This is a genomic window from Exiguobacterium sp. KJ 601 (assembly GCF_027161185.1).
In the GTDB taxonomy this organism is placed as follows: Bacteria; Bacillota; Bacilli; order Exiguobacteriales; family Exiguobacteriaceae; genus Exiguobacterium; species Exiguobacterium profundum.
The window spans coordinates 1,882,417-1,903,686 of sequence record NZ_JADHZG010000001.1; the positions used below are offsets into that span (position 1 = coordinate 1,882,417).

At 49.2% G+C, this 21,270-nt stretch carries 22 protein-coding genes; 8 read left to right on the top strand and 14 right to left on the bottom strand.

Features of this window, described 5'->3' with window-relative positions:
• Positions 1-10 precede the first annotated feature (10 nt).
• From IRJ25_RS09630 to zapA, 7 genes are all read right to left on the bottom strand, one after another.
• Positions 11-475, bottom strand: coding sequence for a hypothetical protein (locus IRJ25_RS09630; protein ID WP_269318175.1), 465 nt, complete (start codon positions 473-475; stop codon positions 11-13).
• Positions 476-505: 30 nt separating this feature from the next.
• Positions 506-1,339 (bottom strand): EcsC family protein, encoded by an 834-nt coding sequence (locus IRJ25_RS09635; RefSeq protein ID WP_269318176.1) that lies wholly within the window; start codon positions 1,337-1,339, stop codon positions 506-508.
• A 256-nt stretch (positions 1,340-1,595) separates the two neighbouring features.
• Positions 1,596-2,006 carry a DUF350 domain-containing protein gene (locus IRJ25_RS09640; protein ID WP_031421322.1) on the bottom strand — a complete coding sequence of 137 codons (411 nt, stop codon included), beginning with the start codon at positions 2,004-2,006 and terminating at the stop codon, positions 1,596-1,598.
• 12 nt (positions 2,007-2,018) lie between these two features.
• Positions 2,019-4,373, bottom strand: a complete 2,355-nt coding sequence (locus IRJ25_RS09645; RefSeq protein ID WP_269318177.1) for an endonuclease MutS2 — start codon at positions 4,371-4,373, stop codon at positions 2,019-2,021.
• A gap of 15 nt (positions 4,374-4,388) precedes the next feature.
• The gene (gene polX / locus IRJ25_RS09650; RefSeq protein ID WP_214730720.1) at positions 4,389-6,083 is read right to left on the bottom strand and encodes a DNA polymerase/3'-5' exonuclease PolX; all 1,695 of its coding nucleotides are present in this window, start codon (positions 6,081-6,083) and stop codon (positions 4,389-4,391) included.
• Positions 6,084-6,149: 66 nt separating this feature from the next.
• Positions 6,150-6,686 carry a CvpA family protein gene (locus IRJ25_RS09655; RefSeq protein ID WP_269318179.1) on the bottom strand — a complete coding sequence of 179 codons (537 nt, stop codon included), beginning with the start codon at positions 6,684-6,686 and terminating at the stop codon, positions 6,150-6,152.
• Positions 6,687-6,694: 8 nt separating this feature from the next.
• On the bottom strand, positions 6,695-6,916 hold the full coding sequence (gene zapA / locus IRJ25_RS09660; protein WP_015881047.1) for a cell division protein ZapA: 222 nt from the start codon (positions 6,914-6,916) through the stop codon (positions 6,695-6,697).
• A 217-nt stretch (positions 6,917-7,133) separates the two neighbouring features.
• On the opposite strand from zapA, the gene IRJ25_RS09665 reads away from it, so the two are divergent.
• The 3 genes from IRJ25_RS09665 (at position 7,134) to IRJ25_RS09675 (ending at position 9,509) form a co-directional block, all read left to right on the top strand.
• Positions 7,134-8,342: a dicarboxylate/amino acid:cation symporter gene (locus tag IRJ25_RS09665; protein ID WP_031421317.1), complete on the top strand. Its 1,209-nt coding sequence runs from the start codon at positions 7,134-7,136 to the stop codon at positions 8,340-8,342.
• Positions 8,343-8,414: 72 nt separating this feature from the next.
• A complete protein-coding gene (locus IRJ25_RS09670) occupies positions 8,415-9,260 on the top strand; it encodes a GNAT family N-acetyltransferase (protein ID WP_269318180.1) in 846 nt (281 codons plus the stop codon).
• 42 nt (positions 9,261-9,302) lie between these two features.
• Entirely contained in the window at positions 9,303-9,509 is a 207-nt protein-coding gene (locus IRJ25_RS09675) for a hypothetical protein (RefSeq protein ID WP_269318181.1), read from the top strand.
• A 31-nt stretch (positions 9,510-9,540) separates the two neighbouring features.
• On the opposite strand, the gene IRJ25_RS09680 is transcribed toward IRJ25_RS09675, so the two are convergent.
• Together IRJ25_RS09680 and IRJ25_RS09685 are read right to left on the bottom strand one after the other, a co-directional pair.
• Positions 9,541-10,836, bottom strand: coding sequence for a murein hydrolase activator EnvC family protein (locus IRJ25_RS09680; RefSeq protein ID WP_047795555.1), 1,296 nt, complete (start codon positions 10,834-10,836; stop codon positions 9,541-9,543).
• 294 nt (positions 10,837-11,130) lie between these two features.
• On the bottom strand, positions 11,131-11,649 hold the full coding sequence (locus tag IRJ25_RS09685; RefSeq protein WP_269318182.1) for a VanZ family protein: 519 nt from the start codon (positions 11,647-11,649) through the stop codon (positions 11,131-11,133).
• A 159-nt stretch (positions 11,650-11,808) separates the two neighbouring features.
• On the opposite strand from IRJ25_RS09685, the gene IRJ25_RS09690 reads away from it, so the two are divergent.
• A complete protein-coding gene (locus IRJ25_RS09690; protein ID WP_074037960.1) occupies positions 11,809-12,285 on the top strand; it encodes a glutathione peroxidase in 477 nt (158 codons plus the stop codon).
• Positions 12,286-12,318: 33 nt separating this feature from the next.
• On the opposite strand, the gene IRJ25_RS09695 is transcribed toward IRJ25_RS09690, so the two are convergent.
• The gene (locus tag IRJ25_RS09695; protein WP_269318183.1) at positions 12,319-13,233 is read right to left on the bottom strand and encodes a CAP domain-containing protein; all 915 of its coding nucleotides are present in this window, start codon (positions 13,231-13,233) and stop codon (positions 12,319-12,321) included.
• 13 nt (positions 13,234-13,246) lie between these two features.
• A complete protein-coding gene (locus IRJ25_RS09700; protein WP_159561931.1) occupies positions 13,247-13,699 on the bottom strand; it encodes a MarR family winged helix-turn-helix transcriptional regulator in 453 nt (150 codons plus the stop codon).
• Between the two features lie 117 nt (positions 13,700-13,816).
• Between IRJ25_RS09700 and IRJ25_RS09705 the strand changes: the two genes are divergently transcribed.
• The 3 genes from IRJ25_RS09705 to IRJ25_RS09715 all read left to right on the top strand — a co-directional run bounded on the left by IRJ25_RS09705 (position 13,817) and on the right by IRJ25_RS09715 (position 16,407).
• The gene (locus IRJ25_RS09705) at positions 13,817-14,230 is read left to right on the top strand and encodes an organic hydroperoxide resistance protein (protein WP_015881037.1); all 414 of its coding nucleotides are present in this window, start codon (positions 13,817-13,819) and stop codon (positions 14,228-14,230) included.
• Between the two features lie 92 nt (positions 14,231-14,322).
• Positions 14,323-15,168 (top strand): metallophosphoesterase, encoded by an 846-nt coding sequence (locus tag IRJ25_RS09710; protein WP_214811660.1) that lies wholly within the window; start codon positions 14,323-14,325, stop codon positions 15,166-15,168.
• Positions 15,169-15,267: 99 nt separating this feature from the next.
• Entirely contained in the window at positions 15,268-16,407 is a 1,140-nt protein-coding gene (locus tag IRJ25_RS09715) for a zinc-dependent alcohol dehydrogenase (protein ID WP_047795560.1), read from the top strand.
• A gap of 41 nt (positions 16,408-16,448) precedes the next feature.
• On the opposite strand, the gene IRJ25_RS09720 is transcribed toward IRJ25_RS09715, so the two are convergent.
• The 3 genes from IRJ25_RS09720 to abc-f all read right to left on the bottom strand — a co-directional run bounded on the left by IRJ25_RS09720 (position 16,449) and on the right by abc-f (position 19,937).
• Positions 16,449-17,351, bottom strand: coding sequence for a cation diffusion facilitator family transporter (locus IRJ25_RS09720; protein ID WP_269318184.1), 903 nt, complete (start codon positions 17,349-17,351; stop codon positions 16,449-16,451).
• Between the two features lie 112 nt (positions 17,352-17,463).
• The gene (locus IRJ25_RS09725; protein WP_159561928.1) at positions 17,464-18,228 is read right to left on the bottom strand and encodes a hypothetical protein; all 765 of its coding nucleotides are present in this window, start codon (positions 18,226-18,228) and stop codon (positions 17,464-17,466) included.
• Positions 18,229-18,239: 11 nt separating this feature from the next.
• Positions 18,240-19,937, bottom strand: a complete 1,698-nt coding sequence (gene abc-f / locus IRJ25_RS09730) for a ribosomal protection-like ABC-F family protein (RefSeq protein ID WP_269318185.1) — start codon at positions 19,935-19,937, stop codon at positions 18,240-18,242.
• A gap of 367 nt (positions 19,938-20,304) precedes the next feature.
• Between abc-f and IRJ25_RS09735 the strand changes: the two genes are divergently transcribed.
• Positions 20,305-21,210, top strand: a complete 906-nt coding sequence (locus IRJ25_RS09735; protein WP_230872783.1) for an MBL fold metallo-hydrolase — start codon at positions 20,305-20,307, stop codon at positions 21,208-21,210.
• The last annotated feature ends 60 nt before the right edge of the window (positions 21,211-21,270 follow it).

A 21,270-nucleotide genomic window follows, 5' to 3' on the forward strand; every position in this document is an offset into this window, starting at 1 on the left:
ACGTTGTTTTTCATTCGGCTTCTTCCACAATTTTGACACGTACTCCTGTGTCCCCGACTTTTCCTAGGTTTTCTACGGTCGGGTCTTCATACGCCAGCACATGGAACTCCTGCTCGATCGTACGGATGACATAATGCGCGAACGCGCCACGGTTACGGTTCACCGGATGAATCGCCATCCGTTCACTGGCGAATGACATCAGGCGTGATGCGGACAGTTTTACAATCGGATGCTCGTTCCATAATCCGTCTTCTTTCATTCCGTGCTCTTCTTGTGTCCCTAGAAAGACGGCATACTGTTCGAAGCGAACTCGGATGCGGTCGCGCTCGGCATCCCATGTGAGGAGCATCGTCGGATTCGCCGCTCCATAAAATGTCCACTCTAACGGGTAATACGCCTCATTCTTCATCTGAAACGATTCCATGTCGAGTACGTAGCGTTCGGTCGACATCAAGTAGTGTAAATCTAGTTTCATGAGATCCCCCCTTAAAAACACAACAACTTGTTATATGATTTCCCCTTCTTGACGTAAAATCTCTTCGATTTCTATGAATTCCCCTTCGATAATCTCAAGGTTCTCTCGTTTCACTTCTTCCACACTTTCAACAAACTCCGCTTCCGTCATGTTTACGCCTTCTTCAAGCGTATTCATGAGACGATTACCCATCTTCGTCATCGATGAGTATGTGATCCCTCCTGAGATGACACCACCTGCGAGTGGGATCATCTTCGAGATTCCTTTGGCGAACGTGTCTTTCGTCATCTTCACGCCAATCATCGCTGACATTTTCTTGATGATTGGATAGTATACCGTTTTCATCAATGCTTTGTTCGGGATCTTTTTCAAAGCTTCTTTCGATAATTGTGCAGACAATGCCTTGATGGTAGCCGTCGCGCCGCCCACTCCGAACATGACACCTAAAAAGAGAATCAATTCTCCATTCACCCGTTCGACATTTAATTCCCCGTCTTCCCAAAAGTCATCGTACCCATATAAATACCCGATTTCTTGCGCTAAACGAAGGGCGAAACCGAAGAATTGTGCTGTATCGGCCGGAATCGTTGCAGCAAGACCGATGCCTCCAGGTAGCCCGGCTGCAAACGATGCACTCGAACTTTTCATCGTCTGATTGGTAATATTTCGTTTCGCTACTTTTTTGATGATTGAAAGAGGGACCTTTGCTTCAAGCGGTCCCTTTTCGACAACCTCTGCCAACTGAGTCGCTGGCACGTACTTACTGAAACTTTGGGCTAAAAATTCTTTTCGATCTACTTTCACTCCAGGCAATTTCACTGCATTCGTCATCAAGACTTCAAACACTTCTGACCCGTTCGCCATGACCTACACCTCAACCTTCTTATGTATCTCGTTCCATAATCTAGTTTTAGTATATCGATTTCCTCACACGAATTGTAAAAAAATTTCCTTTCACCCATATATTTTATATTCAAGGTCCCTGAAATAAAAAAAAAGGGAGCATCCAAACGGATTCTCCCTCTTCCCTCAATAAAAGATATACCATAGTGCCGCTGCCACTAAGAACAGCCCGGCCCCGATGAACAAGATCTTTGCCAATCGTTCGTATACCATGTCTTCACCTCACCAATGCCGCGCCGACGACGAGGGAGACCCCAATCGACAGCAAGAATGCCAACAACCCGACGGCGATATTCCCTTGTTGAATCTCATCGTTCACCTTCAGTGTCGGTGTCAAAAATTCAAACAACCAGTATGTCGCGAGGAGCAAAATGAATCCAAAACCACCCCCGACGAAGATGTCGATTGTGCTATCATGATGGCTCTCGACGACCCGGAAGATGTTGGCGAGACCGACAATCTTCCCGCCTGTCGCCAAGGCGACGGCAATATTTCCTTTTTGAATCTCACGCCAGTTGCTGTACGGCGTTGTCACCTCGAAGATGGCAAGACCGACGACAATCATCAGTCCCGCCATCGAATAGAGGCCGAACGACTCCAGCATAACGGCAAACGTAATCGTACCCATTCCCGACTCCCCTTACTTCAGTTCGACGACCGTGACACCGAGTCCACCTTCGCCCATTCCTCCCGGGCGCTGGCTCTTCACGTGACGATGTCCTTTTAAAAATTCTTGTGTCGCCTGACGCATCGCTCCGGTACCTAATCCGTGGATGATGCGGACGTTGTCATAGCCCGACACGAGTGCTTCATCGACATACTTGTCTAGACGCATAAGCCCCTCTTCGACACGAACGCCACGGAGGTCGAGCTCGGACTTCGTCGAGCTCTGACGTTTGAGCGAGCTCCCTTTCGACTGAAGCGACTTCTCTTTCGATGGACCGATCTTCTGAAGGTCGTCCGCTTTGACGTTCACTTTCATGATGCCAACTTGGACGTTATACTCATTGTCGTTGATTTGTTTCACGATGTAGCCTTTTTGATTGAACGTCGTCACTTTCACTTCTTCGCCCTTACTGAACGTACGTTTCTGCTGGGCTTTTTGTTTCACTTTTTGAATCTTTTTCTCTTGAAGCGTCGGTTTTGCCGATTCGAGCTCTTTCTTCGCCGCGATAATCTCGTGCTCTTTGACGATTCCTTGCTCACGTAGTTTCTTCAAGCGGTCGATGACTTCGTTCGCTTGACGCTTCGCCTGTTCGACGGCCTTCTCGGCTTTCGCCTCGGCCGCGCTATACAAGTTGTCGCGTTCGCGCTCAAATTCGGTCATCTTCGCTTCGAATTCGGCCTGCTCTTCTTCAAAGTCATGGCGCTTGACGATGAGCTCTTGCTCGAGCTGCTCGGCGCGTTGCTTCGCTGCTTCAAGCTCATTGATCATCGATTCGACTGACTCGGCATCACTACCGACGTGGCTACGTGCCTTGTCGATGACTTGCTCAGACAGTCCGAGACGACGACTGATCTCGAAGGCGTTCGAGCGACCCGGTACGCCAATCAAGAGACGGTACGTCGGGCTGAGCGATTCGATATCAAACTCCATCGAGGCGTTCATGACACCTTCGCGGTTATAAGCGTATGCCTTCAGTTCCGAGTAGTGTGTCGTCGCAGCGACACGTGCCCCGCGGCGTTTCACTTCATCTAAGATGGCGATGGCAAGGGCAGCCCCTTCTTGTGGATCCGTCCCGGCACCGAGCTCATCGAAGAGGACGAGTGACATGAAGTCGATTTTGTCGAGCATGCCGACGATGTTTGTCATATGCGAGCTGAAAGTCGAGAGACTCTGTTCAATCGATTGCTCATCCCCGATATCGGCATAGACCGCGTCAAACACGGAAAGCTCTGTCCCGAACTCTGCCGGCACGTAGAGACCTGATTGCACCATCAATTGAAGGAGTCCAATCGTCTTCAACGTGACGGTTTTCCCGCCGGTGTTTGGTCCGGTGATGACGAGTGACGTGTAGTCTTCTCCGAGCTCGACTGTGATCGGTACGACCTCATCTTTCGGGATGAACGGATGACGTGCCTGTTTCAACTTGATTTCTCGATTGTCGTTCAACTTTGGCTCGGTCGCTTTCATCTCTTGTCCGTATGCGACTTTCGCAAAGATAAAGTCTAGTTCGGCCAACACGTCGAGGTTCGTCATGATGGCATCATGGACCCCACCGACCTCGTTCGAGAGAGCACTTAAAATCCGCTCGATTTCAGCACGTTCTTTCAGACGAACTTCTTGAATCTCGTTATTGATGGAGACGATGGCCTGCGGCTCAATGAAGAGTGTCTGACCAGAAGCCGACTGGTCATGGACGATTCCACCGAACGCTTGACGGTACTCTTGTTTGACCGGTACAACATAGCGATCGTTCCGGATTGTGACGATGGCGTCCGAGAGCATCTTCGCATTGTTGCGGAGGATGTTGTCGATACGTGACCGGACACTCCCTTCAAAGCTCCGGAGCTGTGTCCGAAGTCCACGGAGTTGTGGACTCGCGGAATCTTGGACAGTCCCTTGGTCGTCAATCGCATGACGAATCGCCTGTTCGACCTCGATGAGCTTCGTCAACTTGTCCGCATACTCGTCAAGACGTGGAATGCGAATCTCTTCGTTATCCTCGTGAAGCTTCTCGAAGAAGTTCTTCACTTGGCGTCCGCCATACATGACGGCAGCGACGGCGAGCAATTCGCTCGTCGAGAGGACCGAGCCGATTGCGGCCCGTTTCACTTCCGCACGGACATCCGTAAGCCCACCGAGCGGCAGACGGTCACGGAGACGAACGACCTCGGTCGCCTCTTTCGTCACGTTCAAATTCGAGAGCACCCGGTCGTATGAGTAGTCAGGTTGCATCTTCAGCGCCAAATCTTTTCCGAGCGAGCTCGCCGCGTGACCGGCAAGCTGTTGGCGCAATTTTTCATATTCTAATACGCGTAACGCGTGGTCCATCTAGCATGTTCCTTTCTATCGCTTCGCCGCAAAGAACGCCTTGGCGTCTTCAAACGTGAAGCAGTTGATAATATCTGATGGTTCGAGATAGGCTTTCCGTGCGTGCAACACACCGAGGGCCATGTCTTCCATCATATCTGGGTGGTGCGTGTCCGTGTTGATCATCACTTTGACGCCCGCTGCCTTTGCCTTCTTGAGCGTGGAAGCTGTCAGGTCGAGGCGGTTCGGGTTGGCGTTCAACTCGAGCGCCGTCCCTGTTTCTTTCGCGAGCGCGATCAACTTGTCCTCGTCGATTGGATAGCCGTCCCGACGACCGATGAGTCGACCCGTCGGATGGGCGATCACGTTGACGTACGGAGAACGACAGGCGTTCTCGAGACGAGCCATGATCTCGTCGACCGATTGGTCCATCTTCGAATGGATGGAGGCGACGACGTAATCGAGCGTCTCTAGAAACTCGGGTTCATAGTCGAGCGTCCCGTCAGGACGGATGTCCATCTCAACGCCTCGTAACACGTTCATATCATGTGTCTTCGCGGCCTCGCGGATTTCTTCCCCTTGTGCTTCGAGCCGTTCCTCGGTCAAGCCATTGACGAACGTCAAATACTTCCCGTGGTCGGTGATGGCCATCCATTCATAGCCGCGATCTTTCATCGCCACGACAATTTCGTCGACGGTCAACTTCCCGTCCGACCAGACCGTGTGCATGTGCGCGTCAGCCTTGATGTCCTCGAGCGTGACGAGCTTCGATAAGTCGTGCTCGAACTCAGCATGCCCCTCCCGAAGTTCAGGCGGGATGAATGGGAGACCGTACCGTTCGAACAATTCTTCTTCTGTTTTTGGTTGCCACAATCCGTCTGCTGTCTCGACCCCATATTCGGAAATGGACTCTCCTTTTGCTTTCGCGAGTTGACGCATGCGGACGTTGTGGTCTTTCGAGCCCGTGAAATGGTGAAGCGTCGCAGCGAACGCGCCTGGCTCGACCATACGGAAATCGACCGATACCATCTCTTCACGTTCGAGGACGAGCGAGACTTTCGTCTCGCCTGCCGCAATCACTTCGTTGATGAACGGCAAAGCGAGCAGCTTCTCACGTAGCTCAATCGGCTCCTCGGTCGCGATGATGAAGTCAAGGTCTTTACACGTCTCTTCGGCACGGCGGAAGCTTCCTCCGACCGAATGACGCAAGACGAGCGTCTCCTTCTCTAACACCTCATTGATTTCTTCAACGATTGGTCGCATGACTGCATAAGCCAATCGTTCTGGACGTGATTCGAGGTTCTTCGCGGCGGCGAGTAATTTCTCCACACTCTTCGCCCCGAAACCGGGTAGTGATGCAGCCGTCCCGTCTTCGAGTACACGGATGAGCGACTCCAAGTCGACGACACCGATTTCACGGAGTTTAGCAAGTTTCTTCCCGCCGAGCCCTTGAATTTTCAAGAGCTTCATCAAACCGAACGGAATCTCTTCTTGCAGTGCTTCAAGTACTTCACTGCGTCCTGTGTCTCGATACTCTTCAAGGACTGCAGCCGTCCCTTTCCCGATTCCTGAGATGGACGTCAAGTCGTCGATGTCCTCGAGTTCAAGGTCCGTGTTCTCTAGCGCTGTCGCCGCCTTGCGGAACGCATTGATTTTAAACGGGTTCTCCCCTTTGATCTCCATATATTGCGCGATTTTTTCGAGCAACATCATCGCTTCTACTTTATTCATATGCTTCCCCCTCTCACACAGAAAAGACCGAGACACAAGCACTAGCTTGCATTCCGGCCTGTCGTGTCACAACATCTTATTTGAAAACCAATCCGATAGATATGGCGTGTCTTGAATGATATATGTCGCTAGCGACGATTTGTCGACGGCGTTTTGAACGCTCGCCATCGGCACGAACGCGATCACCCAAAGGATGAAGAATGTGATGACATATGCCTCGAAGAATCCTAGGACAGCTCCGATCACACCTTTTAATTGGCGCAAAATTGGCAAGTCCGTCAAGAAGTCGAGCATCGCCAAGATGAGATGCAAGACGAGTTTCGTAATGAGGAACAAGACGACGAACCAAAAGACGTTATAAAATGTCATCTCAATCCCTGAAAGGGAATCGAGGTCCAACACGCCACCCGGGAGCGTTCCGTCGAGCTGAGACGGATACGGGATCCACAGCTTGAACGCTTCGGCTAACTCTTTATAGTACGTATTGGCGACTAGAAAACTGATGATGAGCGCGACCCAATGGCCGAGCTGTAGAATCGCGCCACGACGGAAGCCGTTGACGATTCCGATAAACAAGAAAAACAGTATAAGTAGCGTAACCATGGATTGATTTATTCTCCCATATTTCGTTTAGTTTTGACGTGGTCGCTCGCGATTTGAATCGCAGCCAAGACCGCTGCCTGACGAGCATCTAGATGAGGGGATTGTTCACGAATTTCGCGGATCTTACTGTCGACCAAAAAGCCTACTTCCCTCACATGGTCAGCGGGTTCTTCGCTTACGATCGTATAGTCTTGACCCGCAATGTGAATCGTTGTTCGTTGTAACTGCACGCGCACCCCTCCTTTACGTCTGTCAGAATTAATCATAACATCGTTTTTATATTAGGAAAAGGAGAAGCCCCTTCCCTTGATATGTACAACATTTTCTAATACCCTTCTAAACAGTTGTCAAACGTCTTTCTTTAGAAAAATTGTAAGAGAAGGTGGCAACATTCCGTAAAATGTGCGAAAATATCAACTATTCAAACAAACAGAAAGGGTGATTGATTTGAAATTACGTATTGGCCTCTTAGGTCGCATCATCATCGCGATCGCTTTCGGTATTTTACTCGGGAGCATCGTACCAGAAAGTCAGAACTGGATCGTTCGGACGTTCGTGACGTTCAACACGGTCTTCGGGCAGTTCTTAGGCTTCGCTATTCCATTGATTATTCTTGCTTTTATCATCCCGGGTATCGGGGAACTTGGAAAAGGAGCAGGAAAGCTGGTCGGACTCACAGCACTCATCGCTTACGCATCAACCATCATCGCCGGAACATTAGCATACTTTGCAACAAGCAACTTGTTCCCGCAAATTTTGACACGGTCGACGACAGGAGCCGAAAATCCAGAAGAAGCCTTGTTGAAAGGGTTCATGGAATTTGAGATTCCACCTGTATTCGGTGTTATGACCGCACTTATCTTAGCTTTCGTCATCGGAATCGGGATTGCCGCGATCGAAAGCAAACGGTCACTCGACCTCGCCATGGATTTCCGCGATATCATCGAACTCTTAATCAGTAAAGTCATTATTCCATTACTTCCAATCCACATCGCCGGAATTTTCATGAACATGACGTACGCTGGTCAAGTCGCTGAGATCCTATCGGTCTTCTCGCTCGTCTTCGTCACAATCATCGTCCTTCATTTGACGATGCTCATGATTCAATATTCAATCGCAGGTGGTCTTAACAAAGAGAATCCGTTCAAGTTGCTCAAGACGATGATGCCGGCTTACTTCACAGCCATCGGGACGCAATCATCGGCCGCGACGATTCCAGTCACGCTTCGCCAAGCGAAGTTGAACAACACGGACGAAGGTGTCGCGAACTTCGTCATCCCGCTCTCGGCAACGATCCACTTGTCAGGGTCGACGATCACACTCACATCGGTCGGTGTCGCGCTCATGTACTTGAATGGCATGGCGTTATCCTACGCAATCATGCTTCCATTCATCCTCGCACTCGGTGTGACGATGATTGCAGCACCAGGTGTACCAGGCGGGGCCGTCATGGCATCGCTCGGATTGTTCGGCTCGATCCTCGGATTCGACGCGACGATGCAAAGCTTGGTCATCGCGCTCTACTTGGCACAAGATAGCTTCGGGACAGCAACAAACGTCACGGGTGACGGTGCCATCGCGAAAATCATTCATTACTTCAAACACAACACAAAACTTCTCGACAACACGTCGTCGAAACAAGAAGATATCGCATAATGAACGACTCATAAACGGGCAAGCCATCAGGTTTGTCCGTTTTTGTCTACATATAATAAAGGAGAGAACCATATGGAATGGATTGAATGGAAAGACCCTGATCACTTCTCAGACCGCGTCATGACGGCATTACTCGACGAGGAGGCAAAGAATAGCCTCATGATTGGCGTCTTGAATAACGTCAAACAAGGAATCTATGAAACGTTTCATCAGTTCACAGTCGAAGAGGACGGGGAGCTTCTCGCCATCCTCCAAGTGACACCACCGCATCCACTTCACTATATCGTCGTGAAGACGGAGCGCTCGGACCTTCTCCCGTCTTTCATCATCCCCCACCTTTTGAAAGAAGCAGTCCCCTTCGCGGAAGTCGTCTCGGAACGACAGCAAGCGGAACGGTTCGGGAAAGTATGGCAGGAGCTAACGTCTGGGTCGAGTGAGATGTTCATGTCCCAAGGTCTTTATCGCCTCGACAGCGTGGAAGACATCGACATGGCAAAAGGCCACATGCGAGGTGCGACGATGGTCGACCAGGCACAGCTCGAAGCTTGGTATAGTGCCTTCGAAGCCGAATCAGGTCTCCGATCATCTCCACCAGAGAAGGTGAAGAAGGCTGTACAGACGATGCTCGACAGGGAAGAGGCTGTCTTTTGGGAAGTCGACGGACAGGTCGTCTCGTGTGCGAAACGCGCACGTCCAACTGAGAACGGGATCACCGTTTCATTCGTCTACACATCACCTGATGCACGAGGAAACGGGTATGCACGAAGTCTCGTCGCCGATCTCAGCCGACAACTTCTCGAGACAAAATCGTTCTGCGTCCTCTATACCGACTTGACGAACCCGACGTCGAACAAAATCTATCGGGAAGTCGGTTACCGACAAATCATTGACTCTGCTTGGGTCCGACTCGCTAGATGAAACACATCGCCTCCCCTATACTAATAGAGGAGGCGATTTTTCATGAACAGATTATTCGGTTGGTGGCTCCGTATCCCGCGACAGGTCCGAGTGACCGTTTTGACGCTTGTCACGCTCGCGATACTCGGCTATATGGTGTTCCTCGGGGGCCGGAGCATGCTCGATGACCCAAACTTCGAAACGCTATGGCTCAGTGTCATCGGTGCCTCCCTTTTGACGTTCATCGTCTATCGGGCAACAAAAAAGTGATCGACGCGTTCGTCGATCACTGTCTTTGTGTTTAGAAGAATGATGCTGGGTTGACTGTGCTTCCCGCGCTCGATGAAGAGTACGAGTAGCCGCCACGGTGAATCTCGAAGTGAAGGTGTGAACCTGTCGAGTTCCCTGTGCTACCCATGCCGCCAAGGTTTTGACCTTGTGACACGCGTTGACCCGCAGAAACGGATACCGAGCTCATGTGAGCGTATACTGTCGTCCATACTTGCCCGTTGATCACGTGTGCAATCATGACGTGGTTTCCGTATGCGCCACCCCAACCTGCACGGAGGACCGTACCTGTTTGTGCTGCATAGATCGGTGTACCGACTGGACCTGCGATATCAAGACCGTTGTGGAACGAGTAGCCGTTCGCACCGCTTGCTGGACCCCATCCTTGTGAGAGGCGACCGCTTGCTGGGCGTTGGAACATACCACCGCTTGCTGGTGCAGACGCTACCGGTGCTGTTGAGGCACTTGAACCGCTGTTCGAGCTTGAACCTTGTTGTTTTTTCGCTGCCGCAGCTGCTGCCGCTGCACGACGTGCTTCTTCTTCAGCACGACGTTGCGCTTCGATTTCTGCTTGAATGGCTTGTTCTTGAGCTTTGAGCGTATCTTCCATCTCTTGAAGGCTCATGAGTTTTGATTCGAACTTCACTTTTTCAGCTTCAAGTTTCTTGATTTTCGCAGCGCGCTCTTTCATTTTTTGATCGAGCTCTTTCTGACGTTTTTCAAGTTCTTCTTTTTGCTTCACGAGTGAATCGCGCTCTGCTTTCAAATCAGCTTGCGCTTTCGCGAGTTTTTCTTTCGTTGCTTCGTATTCTTCGAAGATTTGTTGGTCGTTCTCTTGGATCGTACCAGCTGTGATCATGCGTGTGATCAAATCACCGAAGTCTTTAGAACCGAAGATGAACTCAGCCCAGTTGACTGACGAGCCACCGTTCTTTTGCATCGTCGCCATACGATCTTTCATAAGATCTTCTTGTGCTTTCATTTTCGCTTCGTACTTTTTAATTTGTGCTTGAAGCTTTTTAATCTTTTCTTCAGTTGCACGAATCTCAGCTTTTTTCTGAGCGACATCGTTGATGACGTCTTGGAGTTCAGCATCTAACTTGTTGATCTCTTGTTGCTCTTTGCTGATGGCTTGCTCACGTGATTGAATCGAAGAGTTTGCTTTCGACTGTTCACTGCTATTCTTTTGTCGTTGTTCTTGTACTTTCTTCTGCTTCTCTGTAAGTGAGGCTGCATAAGTCGGTGACGTTCCGCCGATCAAGAGTGCGCCTAGAGTGACTGTTGCTGCAAATTTCTTCAAGTTACCCAATGTGCTTCCCTCCGCTGATTCCCGTGTAGTTTTTATCTATAGTCGTGCAATTATTTTTTATAAGATAAGTCGCGACATTTCGTTCGCTCTGTGACTCATTATAGCAATCTAAACCAAAAGTTATTTTACACTTATATTTCATTCGTATGACATTGACCTAATTTAGGTTTTATCCTTTAAAAAACGTGGGTATAGACAATATTTTGTTTGGTTCGTTGTCACAAAATAGTTTTAAAAAGAAAAAAAGCACTTCAAGAAAGCGCTTTTCACATAGTAACCCATTCATTTTTTTGACTACCTTAAGGCAACATAACCGGCCCGTTTGCCATTTTTCCGTTTCGAACGAAGGAATAACAACCCACCGAATAAGATAACACCTGCGGCAGCACCAGTACTATCCAAAAGGACATCTTCTAACAGCGCGGTCCGTTCAGGAGTCAAACTCTGATGATACTCATCAAAAATCGCCACCGTGTTCGCAAGTGCCCAGGCGAAGAGTAAGTTCAGTCCCGCATGAAGATTCGTTCGCGAGATGGCCTTCACGAATAATGCACCGAGAACGAAAAACGTGACGACATGTGCCGTCTTCCGCATAAAGAACTCAATCAATCCTGTCGTCCCCAACGTATCGAGCGAGATTTCCTTTCCTGCATAGTCGAACTGCACGTTCGCTAGCGTCGGTTCGATCCAGCTCCAATTGAATCGCTCGAGTGGCGAAACGATAGACTGGTCCGAGTAAGGCGTCGCACTTGATAAAAAGAGTCCGATTAAAATAAGAGCAATCCATATAAATTCATTTTTTAAAAATCGCATAACACCGTTCCTTTCTACAACGTTTTTCATTATACGGATTCTTTCTTCGGAATGATGTAACAGCGACATCATGATTTCATAACAATTTGATTGCACGCAACGCGTTCAAGTTCGAGTCTGTCTCCTTCTCTTGGTATACTACAAAAAAAAGGGGGAATTATCATGATTTATGATTTTGAAGCAGTAGACATGAAAGGACAATTACAACCGTTAGCTACATATAGAGGCGACGTCTTACTCATCGTCAACACGGCGAGCAAATGTGGATTCACACCGCAGCTCGAAGGCCTCGAGTCACTTTACAACACCTATAAAGGACAGGGCCTACAAATCTTAGGTTTCCCGTGCAACCAGTTCGGTCATCAAGACCCGGGCTCCAATGAAGAAATTCAAGAGTTCTGTCAACTGAATTACGGGGTATCGTTCCCAATGTTCGCGAAAGTCGACGTGAACGGCAAGGATGCCCACCCACTCTTCACCTATCTCTCAAAAGAAGCACCCGGGCTTCTCGGGTCGAAGGCGATCAAATGGAACTTCACGAAGTTTTTAGTCGACCGTGATGGAAACGTCATCGAGCGCTTTTCGCCACAGACGACACCGGCTGAAATTGAGGATGCGGTGAAGAAACTCATCTAATATCAAAAAGGATGGCTCCAAAGAGTCATCCTTTTATCTTGGAGTGATGAAGTTGATCGTGTAGAACGGACTGTCTTCTTCATTATAAGCGAGTCCGACGGCAGCATGGGTGAAGCGCGGCTGCATGATGTTCTCACGATGCCCTTTCGAGTTCATGAGTCCCCAATGCGCATGGAACACGCTCATCTGTCCCATGGCCAAGTTTTCGCCGGCCATCGAATATGAAAGTCCCGCTTCGTCCATTCGATCGAACGGGTCCTGTCCTTCCGGGTCCGTATGGCTGAAGAAGTCGTTCTCCGCCATATTCTGACTATGCGCCCGTACAACCGGATAGAGTGGTTCGTAGTCAGCTAGAGCATTTAAATCAAATTTCTCCCGATCCCAATTCATGAGAATACGCATCAACTGCTCATTGGCGACCGTCCCCTCTTTCGACAAGTCACCATAGTACCCCTCACTCGCCTCTTCGACACGGCGGTCGACCGACAAGATCCCTTTCAGGAGGTCATCATCATGCTGGTCAAAAAAGAAAGTGACATACTGACCATCGATTGCAAAAACGGAAAACGATGGATCGTCTGGAATCAAGTATCGATTCAGTCCTTTATTATACGAAGTCACTGCCTCGAAGCCGATGTCCTCGACTTGATCACGGGTCGTTTCATTCAGTACAAGACCTCGATACGTGCTACCTGTCTCGAACTGATAGAATCCTTTTTTCGCACCGTCCTCATCAATCAGTTCAAGTCCGCGGTCACCGCCACGTTCGACCAAATACCAGTCATGCCCGGCATACTGACTTGCGAACTTTGGCGCGTCTGTCACTCGTTCGGTCGCCACCTCAGACTCCACCTGAATGCTCGTCGGGGCAGAGACGTTCGGCATCTCATATTGCCAAGCCATATAGAGTCCAATCCCCATCAAGAGGATGATCAATTTTCGAAACATGGCTCCTCCTTCCTTACTGCTCGCGCTGACGCTCCCCGAAATCGTGTAGTCTCGTCTTGATATCGGTGAGCATCTCCATGTATGCTACATACGTCGCTTCGTCTATATTCAGCATACCACTTACTTGTAACGGCACATTCGCCGCCTGCTCACGCAACGCGCTACCGCTTTCGGTCAAACGAACGATGATTTTTCGTTCGTCGTCCGTCGCACGACTTTTCTCCACATAGCCGATTTGGATGAGCCGTTTGACGAGCGGCGACAATGTCCCAGAGTCGAGCGTCAACCGCGATCCGAGTTGTCGCAAATCGATTCCATCCTCTTCCCATAAGACAAGCATCACGAGATATTGACTATACGTCAGGTTTAGCGGTGCTAAAATTGGGCGATATAACCGGGTAAGCTCTTTTGAGGCGGTATACAATTGAAAACAGATTTGATGTTCTAACTTTAACGATTGGTCCATACGTAATCCTCCGTACTCTTCTTTAGCCAAGCATATCACTTGCGAAACTTTTTGACTGCTCTATAATTTAAATTGTGCACAACTTAATTGTTAAAAATGAAATGGAGGAATTCAATCATGAAATCACTATTCACAGCATCAGCAACAGCAATCGGTGGCCGCGAAGGTCATGTGAAATCAACAGATGGCGTCATCGACATGAACGTCTCGATGCCTGGCGCGAAACACGTAGACGGTGCGACAAACCCGGAACAACTTTTCGCAGCTGGCTATGCGGCTTGCTTCGGTAGTGCCCTCAACCTCATCATCGGAAAAGAACGTGTGAAGACAGACGGTTCAAGCGTCACAGGTCACGTCACATTAAACCAAAACGATGAAGGGTTCTTCATTTCAGTCGAACTTGAAGTCGAAATCAAAGGTGTCGACCAAGCGACAGCAGAGCGCCTTGTCGAAGAAGCACACCAAGTGTGCCCTTATTCAAAAGCGACTCGCGGAAATGTCGACGTCAAATTGACAGCGAAAGCTGCATAACATTCATCCCGCTCTCTTGAGCGGGATTTTTTTTGCTTAACCCTGCCTATCAGAGTAAGATAGAGACACGATTAAGGAAGGAGGGAGCACTGATGAAGAAACATAAATCGACTCTTCTTTTTGTTGCACTCGGCATTTTGTTGTTCACGGCGACGTACAATGGGTTGACCGTCCGGACGTATGACGTGACGTCCGATAAACTGTCAGCAGACGAGTCTCTCCGCATCGTGCTCCTCTCCGACTTACACAGCGCCTCATACGGTTATAAACAGTCGATTTTGATCGACCAGGTTCGTGCACAGAAACCGGATCTCATCGCTTTACCGGGCGATTTACTCGACCGGTATCGTTCACCTGAACCTGCCTTCGAACTAATCGAAGGGCTTGAAGGAATTGCGCCGATGTATTTCGTGACCGGCAACCATGAAATCGATGGATCGGATGACTATGTCCGTCACAATGTGAAAGACGTGTTTCGCTCATACGGTGTCAACGTTCTCGAAGACGAATGGGAGACGGTCACCATCAATGGAATCGACCTCGTCATCGGCGGGCTAGAAGATCCTCTTCGTGGGTTCAGAGAAAATATTTATACGGATTGGGATGCGGAGTCGACTGCGGCGATGCAGGACATCGCCCCCGATGAGACGTTCAAGGTACTTCTTTCGCACCGTGCCGAACAAGTCGATACGTATGCTAAACTTCCATTCGACCTCGTCTTGTCCGGACATGCTCATGGCGGGCAAGTGAGAATCCCTTATTTGATGAACGGATTATTCGCACCTGACCAAGGATTCTTTCCTGAATACGCAGGCGGACTCTATGAGCATGAGACGTTCACCCATGTGATTGGACGGGGATTCAATTACAGCTTCAACATTCCACGTATTTACAATCCACCAGAAATTGTCGTGATCGATGTGAATGGTCAAAGATAGTCATCATCGAATTCCAATATTTAGTTCACCTTTTTTAAAAGAAGGGTATACAAGCTATGTTGCCATTTACTTGTCTTTAAAAAAGGAGGAATGAATTATATGCGCGCAGTAACTTATCAAGGAACTAAGAAGATTGAAGTAAAGGACGTTAGAGATCCCGAAATCGAAAATCGGGAAGAAATCATTGTAAAAATTACATCGACAGCTATTTGTGGATCAGATCTTCATATCTATCAAGGGAATATGCCTACTCGCCCTGGTTTTATTATTGGACATGAGCCTATGGGAATTGTTGAAGAGACTGGACCTGATGTAACTAAAGTGAAAAAGGGTGATCGGGTCGTCCTTCCATTCAATGTATCATGTGGTCACTGCTTTTATTGTGAAAATGAGATGGAGAGTCAGTGCGATAACTCTAACCACGCCCCTCACACTGATGCTGGTGGTTTATTTGGATATACTGAACAGTTTGGAAATCATCCCGGTGGTCAAGCAGAGTTTCTAAAGGTTCCATACGGTAATTTCATGCCGCTTGTCATCCCCGAATCATGTGAGCTTGAAGATGAGGCACTTCTCTTTTTATCTGATGTTATTCCAACAGCATGGTGGAGTTTAGATAATGCTGGCATGAAAGCTGGAGATACGGTAGTGGTTCTCGGATCAGGTCCTGTGGGGTTAATGACTCAAAAATTAGCTTGGGTACGTGGGGCTAAACGGGTTATTGCTGTAGATCCCGAACTCTATCGACTAAATCGGGCAAAACTATCAAATAAAGTAGAAACAATTCTTTTAAAAGATCCAACTGAGACAGGAAAATATATCTATGAGATTACTAATGGCGGGGCAGATGTTGTTATCGACTGTGTGGGTATTGATGGAAAAAAATCTTCAATTGAAAAGATAGAACAAAAACTTATGATCCAAGGCGGTACACTAAGCGCAATCAAAGTAGCAAAAGAAGCGGTTCGTAAATTTGGGGTCGTTCAACTTACCGGGGTATACCCAATGAATTACAATCAGTTTCCGATGGGAGATTTTTTCACCCGAAATGTTACTTTGAAAACAGGACAAGCACCTGTTATTCATTACATGCCTGAGTTATTTCAAATGATCATAGATCAAAAATTTGACCCTACTGACATTATCACGCATCGTTTATCTCTTGAACATGCTGCTGATGCCTATCACTTATTCAATGAGCATTTAGATGACTGCGTAAAAGTAGTATTGAAGCCTTAGTAAAAGGGAGTTCAGTCCAAACTGAACTCCCTTACTCTTCACTACCAGATGATTCGTTCTTCACAACATTGTCGTTCCCGTTCAATCTGGACCGTCGAACGTTCGAACTTCCCGTATTTCCGGATTCGTTCCGTCACTTGTCTCAAGACGTCTTGATCATCCGTCTCTTCTTCAATCAACACGTGACACGTCGCTGCATGCTCGCTCGACGAGATGGACCAGACATGCAAGTCGTGCACTTCTTTCACCCCGTCAACTTTAGCAATCTCTTCTTGCATCGCCCGGACATCAATCTGTTCCGGCGATCCTTCCATCAAGATATGAATCGCGTCACGCGTCACCCGATAGCCACTGATTAAAATCAAAATCGCAACAAAGGCGCTCGCGACCGGGTCCGCCCACGTCCATCCGAACAACATGATGAGGACTGCTGCCGTGATGGCTCCGACCGAGCCGAGCAAATCTCCGAATACGTGCAACAACGCACTCTTCACGTTCAAATTATCTTTCTCCCCGCGCATTAAAATCCAGGCGGCAAGGATGTTGACGAGTAGCCCGATGATGGCGACGACAAGCATCCCACTACTTAGAATTTCTGGTGGCGCGCTGATTCGTTGGTATGCCTCGACAAGAATATAGACCGAGATGACGAGTAGTGTCAGCCCGTTAATGAATGCCGCTAAAATCTCGAAACGTCGATACCCGAACGTCCGGTTCGGTGTCGCCGCTTTCGCCCCAAATCGGACAGCGAGGAAACTGAGTCCTAACGCCGCCGCATCCCCTAGCATATGACCCGCATCCGATAATAGCGCCAAACTGTTCGTCCATAGTCCGCCGATCACTTCGACGACCATGAACGCCGCAATCAAGAGAAAGGCGAGTAAGAGCGCCCGCTGATTCGTCGAATGATGGTGATGGTGGTCGTGATCATGATGATGTCCCATAACTGACTCCTCCTTCTACTGTTTATCTTATTCCATTTTAACCAAACATTCAAACGTTCATTTGAATGAAAAACAATAAAAAAAACGGGAGAATGAACTCTCCCGCTTTGTCTCATTTTTGCTCCAGACGGACACGCATGACGCCGCTATAAGGGAACAGTTTCAATTGGACCGTCTCACCCTCGAACCAAATTCCGGTCGCTTGTTCGCGAGTCGGTTGTAAGTCTGGCGTCGCGGTTGCTTGTTTGTCCCAATCAACGGCCCGTACTTTTTGGTCCCGGACCATGAGGAAGAATCCATCATAGAAATGATACTCGTTCACTTGGTCACGTTGAACGGCAGAAGGACTGCCAAGCTCCGCACGGACGGTTTCGAGATCTTTCCCAATCCAGTCAAGGACGGACTCCGAAGCGTTTGGGACGACTTGTTGCCAAGCGGCAATCACCTCGTCATCCGATAAAGCTGTCGCCTCTGTCGTCACACTTTCTTCTGTGACCCAGCCGGTCAACCGCTCGTTCAACTGAACTTTCACAAATCCACTTACCGTCTCCAACCGTTCAAATCGATCACCCAAGTCGGCTTCATAAACGACCGTGACCCGGTCATCCGCGTATACTTTCGTATACGGTTGCCCGATATAAATCTTATCTGCCGATTCCGTCTCAGCATCAGCATCAGCCGGTTGTTCCGACTCGGAGTCGACCATTTCCGTGGCAATCTCATCAGATTCCGGTAAAGCCGAGTCCTGTTTCTTGTCAATCAGTGCCGCGAACGCGATGATCCCGACCAAGGCGAGCATTAATGCCAATGCCGTCGTGATACGGAACACGCGTTTACGCTTCCGCGTCGTCGCACGCGACAATCTTCCTCCATTCATGTTCTTCACTCCTACTCGATTCGATTCATTTCACTCGTTTCGTCAAATGGTAGGAGGTTTCCTGCTTCATCAAAAAATTTCAATTCATCTTTTGTCAATTCGTCCATCGTTCTGACCATTTGTTCGACATCGACCGGTTCATCGCGCTCATCGTTCTCACGTATGACAATGTGCTCTCCTAATTCAATCGTGCGCGAAGTCAGACGATGAAAGTAGCGGTCGTGGGAAATCAACAATAATCCACCCGGATAGACGGACAACGCCGCCTCGATTTGTTCGCGTGTCGCCACATCTAAATAGTTCGTCGGTTCATCTAATGCCAACAGATGGGCATCCGAGAAGTACAAGATGAGAAACGCGATTCGACACTTTTCTCCCATGCTCGCCTCGGTAATCGGTCGGTGCACTTCATCTCGCCGGAACAAGAAGTGAGCGAGCAACGTCCGCGCCTCCGTCTCTCCGATCTCACTATTGGCGAGTAACGCCTCAAGTAACGTTCCGGTCTCCGGGAGACGCTCGAGCGTTTGAGAGAAATATCCGATCTTCAGACGAGGATGTCGCTTGATCACGCCCGAGTGTGGTAATCGTTCACCGATCAGCACGTTTAATAACGTCGTCTTTCCGCTTCCGTTCGGTCCGGTAATCGAGATCCGCTCTCCTTTATTCATCGAGAATGAAAACGGTTCATAGAACGGCTTGTCGTATCCAAACGTCACATCCTCACACGTCAGCCACGTTTTCGCTTCGAGCTCATCCGCCGCAAAACGGACGGAGATGGATTTCTCCTCTTTTGGTTTTTGTGGACGATTGTCTTCGAGCTGCCTTAACTTCTGTTCTCTTGCCTTCATTTTGACGGCGAGATTGGCCGCTCCTTTTTGCGCTCCCGGACTGCGGACACTCGCTGTCGCTTTCGCCTTTAAGTGCCACCCTTTATATTGGGCAATCATCTCGAGAAGTTCTGCCTTTCGGTTCTCGTATCGAGCATGTGCTCGCTCGTCACGCACGCGTTCTTCTTCTTTTTGATGTTTATACGCCGTATAGTTTCCCTGATATCGAGTGACTAGTCCGCCTGACAGTTCAAGAATGGTCGTTGCGACATCATCCATCAGTTGACGGTCGTGTGAGATGATGAGCACCGTCCCCTTAAACTGATTCAACCACTTCGTGAGCCAGTCGATCGACTCGAGATCCAGATGGTTCGTCGGTTCGTCGAGCAGGACGAGGTCCACCCGCTTCATCGTCAGTGTTGAGAGCTGAGCTCGCGTCTTCTCGCCTCCACTTAGCTCGTTAATGTTTCGGAAGAGGTGCTCCTCCAGCCCAAGTCGAGTCAATGCTCTTGTCGCCTCTTGTTCCAAGTTGTACACATCGAGTGCGAACGCCCGTTCATAGGACCGCATGACACGCATCTCGTCACCAGAAGAAACATCTTCATAGAGCGCATATCGTTCTGGATCACTGCGCATCGTCCACTCAAGTACGGTCATGTCTGTCGATTCGATGGTCTGTCGGACGAGTCCGACCTCGCCAAGACATTCAATCTTCCCGGCTTGTGGGGTCAACTCCCCGGTCACGAGTCGGAAGAGCGTCGTCTTCCCACTCCCGTTCAACTCGAATAATACGGCACGCTCTCCAGCCGCGACCTCGAACGAGACCGCGTCAAATAATGGTTTCCGGTCATAGTCAAACCGGACTTGTTTTACTGCTAACATCTGTTTCACCTCGCTTATGAATCCGATACGCGATGAAACAAAAAACACCATCCGCTTCAAAGCGGTGGTGTGAAGGAATCCGTTCAAAGAGGAAAACGAGCGCTTCCCGTATTTGAAAAAATGGACACACTTCACCCGTGACTGTTCAAGCGAACAGTGATGATTCGTCTCATCGTTGGAGTGAACGTGTATTTTTCATGGCACGGTGTACCTCTCTTTCCTAAGTTACTGCCACCTTATCAAATTGAAAGCGGATTCGCAAGAGTGTACCCCACAATCTCCCATTTTTTCTACTCCTTTAGGCGGATGCGGTGCATCTGTCCTCGCGATATGATGACAGTATATTCGAACAGTGAGGTGATGCATGATGCGTCGACGCATCCTCGTTCCGAGTGCCGTCTTGGCGAGCGTCGGAACGTTTCTCTATACACGATTCAAACGTCGTCTCCCCCGTCCGCGCTTTAAATGGCCGGAACGTCCAGAACTGACAACCATTGATGAGACGCATGTGCAGGCGACGTGGATCGGGCATTCGACGGTCCTCATTCATTGGTATGGGCTCAAGATTTTAACGGACCCCGTCTTCTCAAAACGAATCGGAGTCCATCTCGGACCGCTGACAGTCGGCATGAAACGTCACACCGCTCCGGCCCTCTCCATTGAGGAGGTCGGCCCGGTCGATGTCATCCTACTCAGCCATGCCCATATGGACCACTTTGACCATAAAAGTTTGAAGCGACTCATCACTCGCGAGACGATTGTCGTCTCTGCTCCTGGGACGAGCCGCCTGTTGCGCCGATACCCGAGTCTGCAGACGCTCGAACTGCATCCACATGACAAAGTGACACTTGCGAACGGGCTCGATGTCCGCGCCATTCCCGTCAAGCATTGGGGCAACCGTTTCCCGTGGGACAAACATATGGGGTACAACGGGTACCTGCTCAAATACAAAGGGATTCGTATGCTCTTCGCAGGAGACACGGCCTATACCGACTCCTTCAAAGGACTTGCTGACCGTGAACCGATCGACCTCGCCTTCTTCCCAATCGGTGCCTATCAACCGGACTCGTTCCAGGAAGCGCACTGTACTCCGGAACAGGCTTGGATGATGTACAAAGAGAGCGGAGCGAAGCGTTTCTTCCCGATGCATTGGGACACGTTCGTCCTTTCTTATGAGCCTGTCGAGGAACCGTATCACCGTCTCGTCGCGGCCGCAAAACTCGACCGTGACCAAATTGTGATCAAGGCGCACGGGGAAAGCATCCGTCTGTAGTTTTTCCTTTCCCTTCATCCAAAATTTCGGTAACGTTATAGACGAGAGGGAGGGATTTTT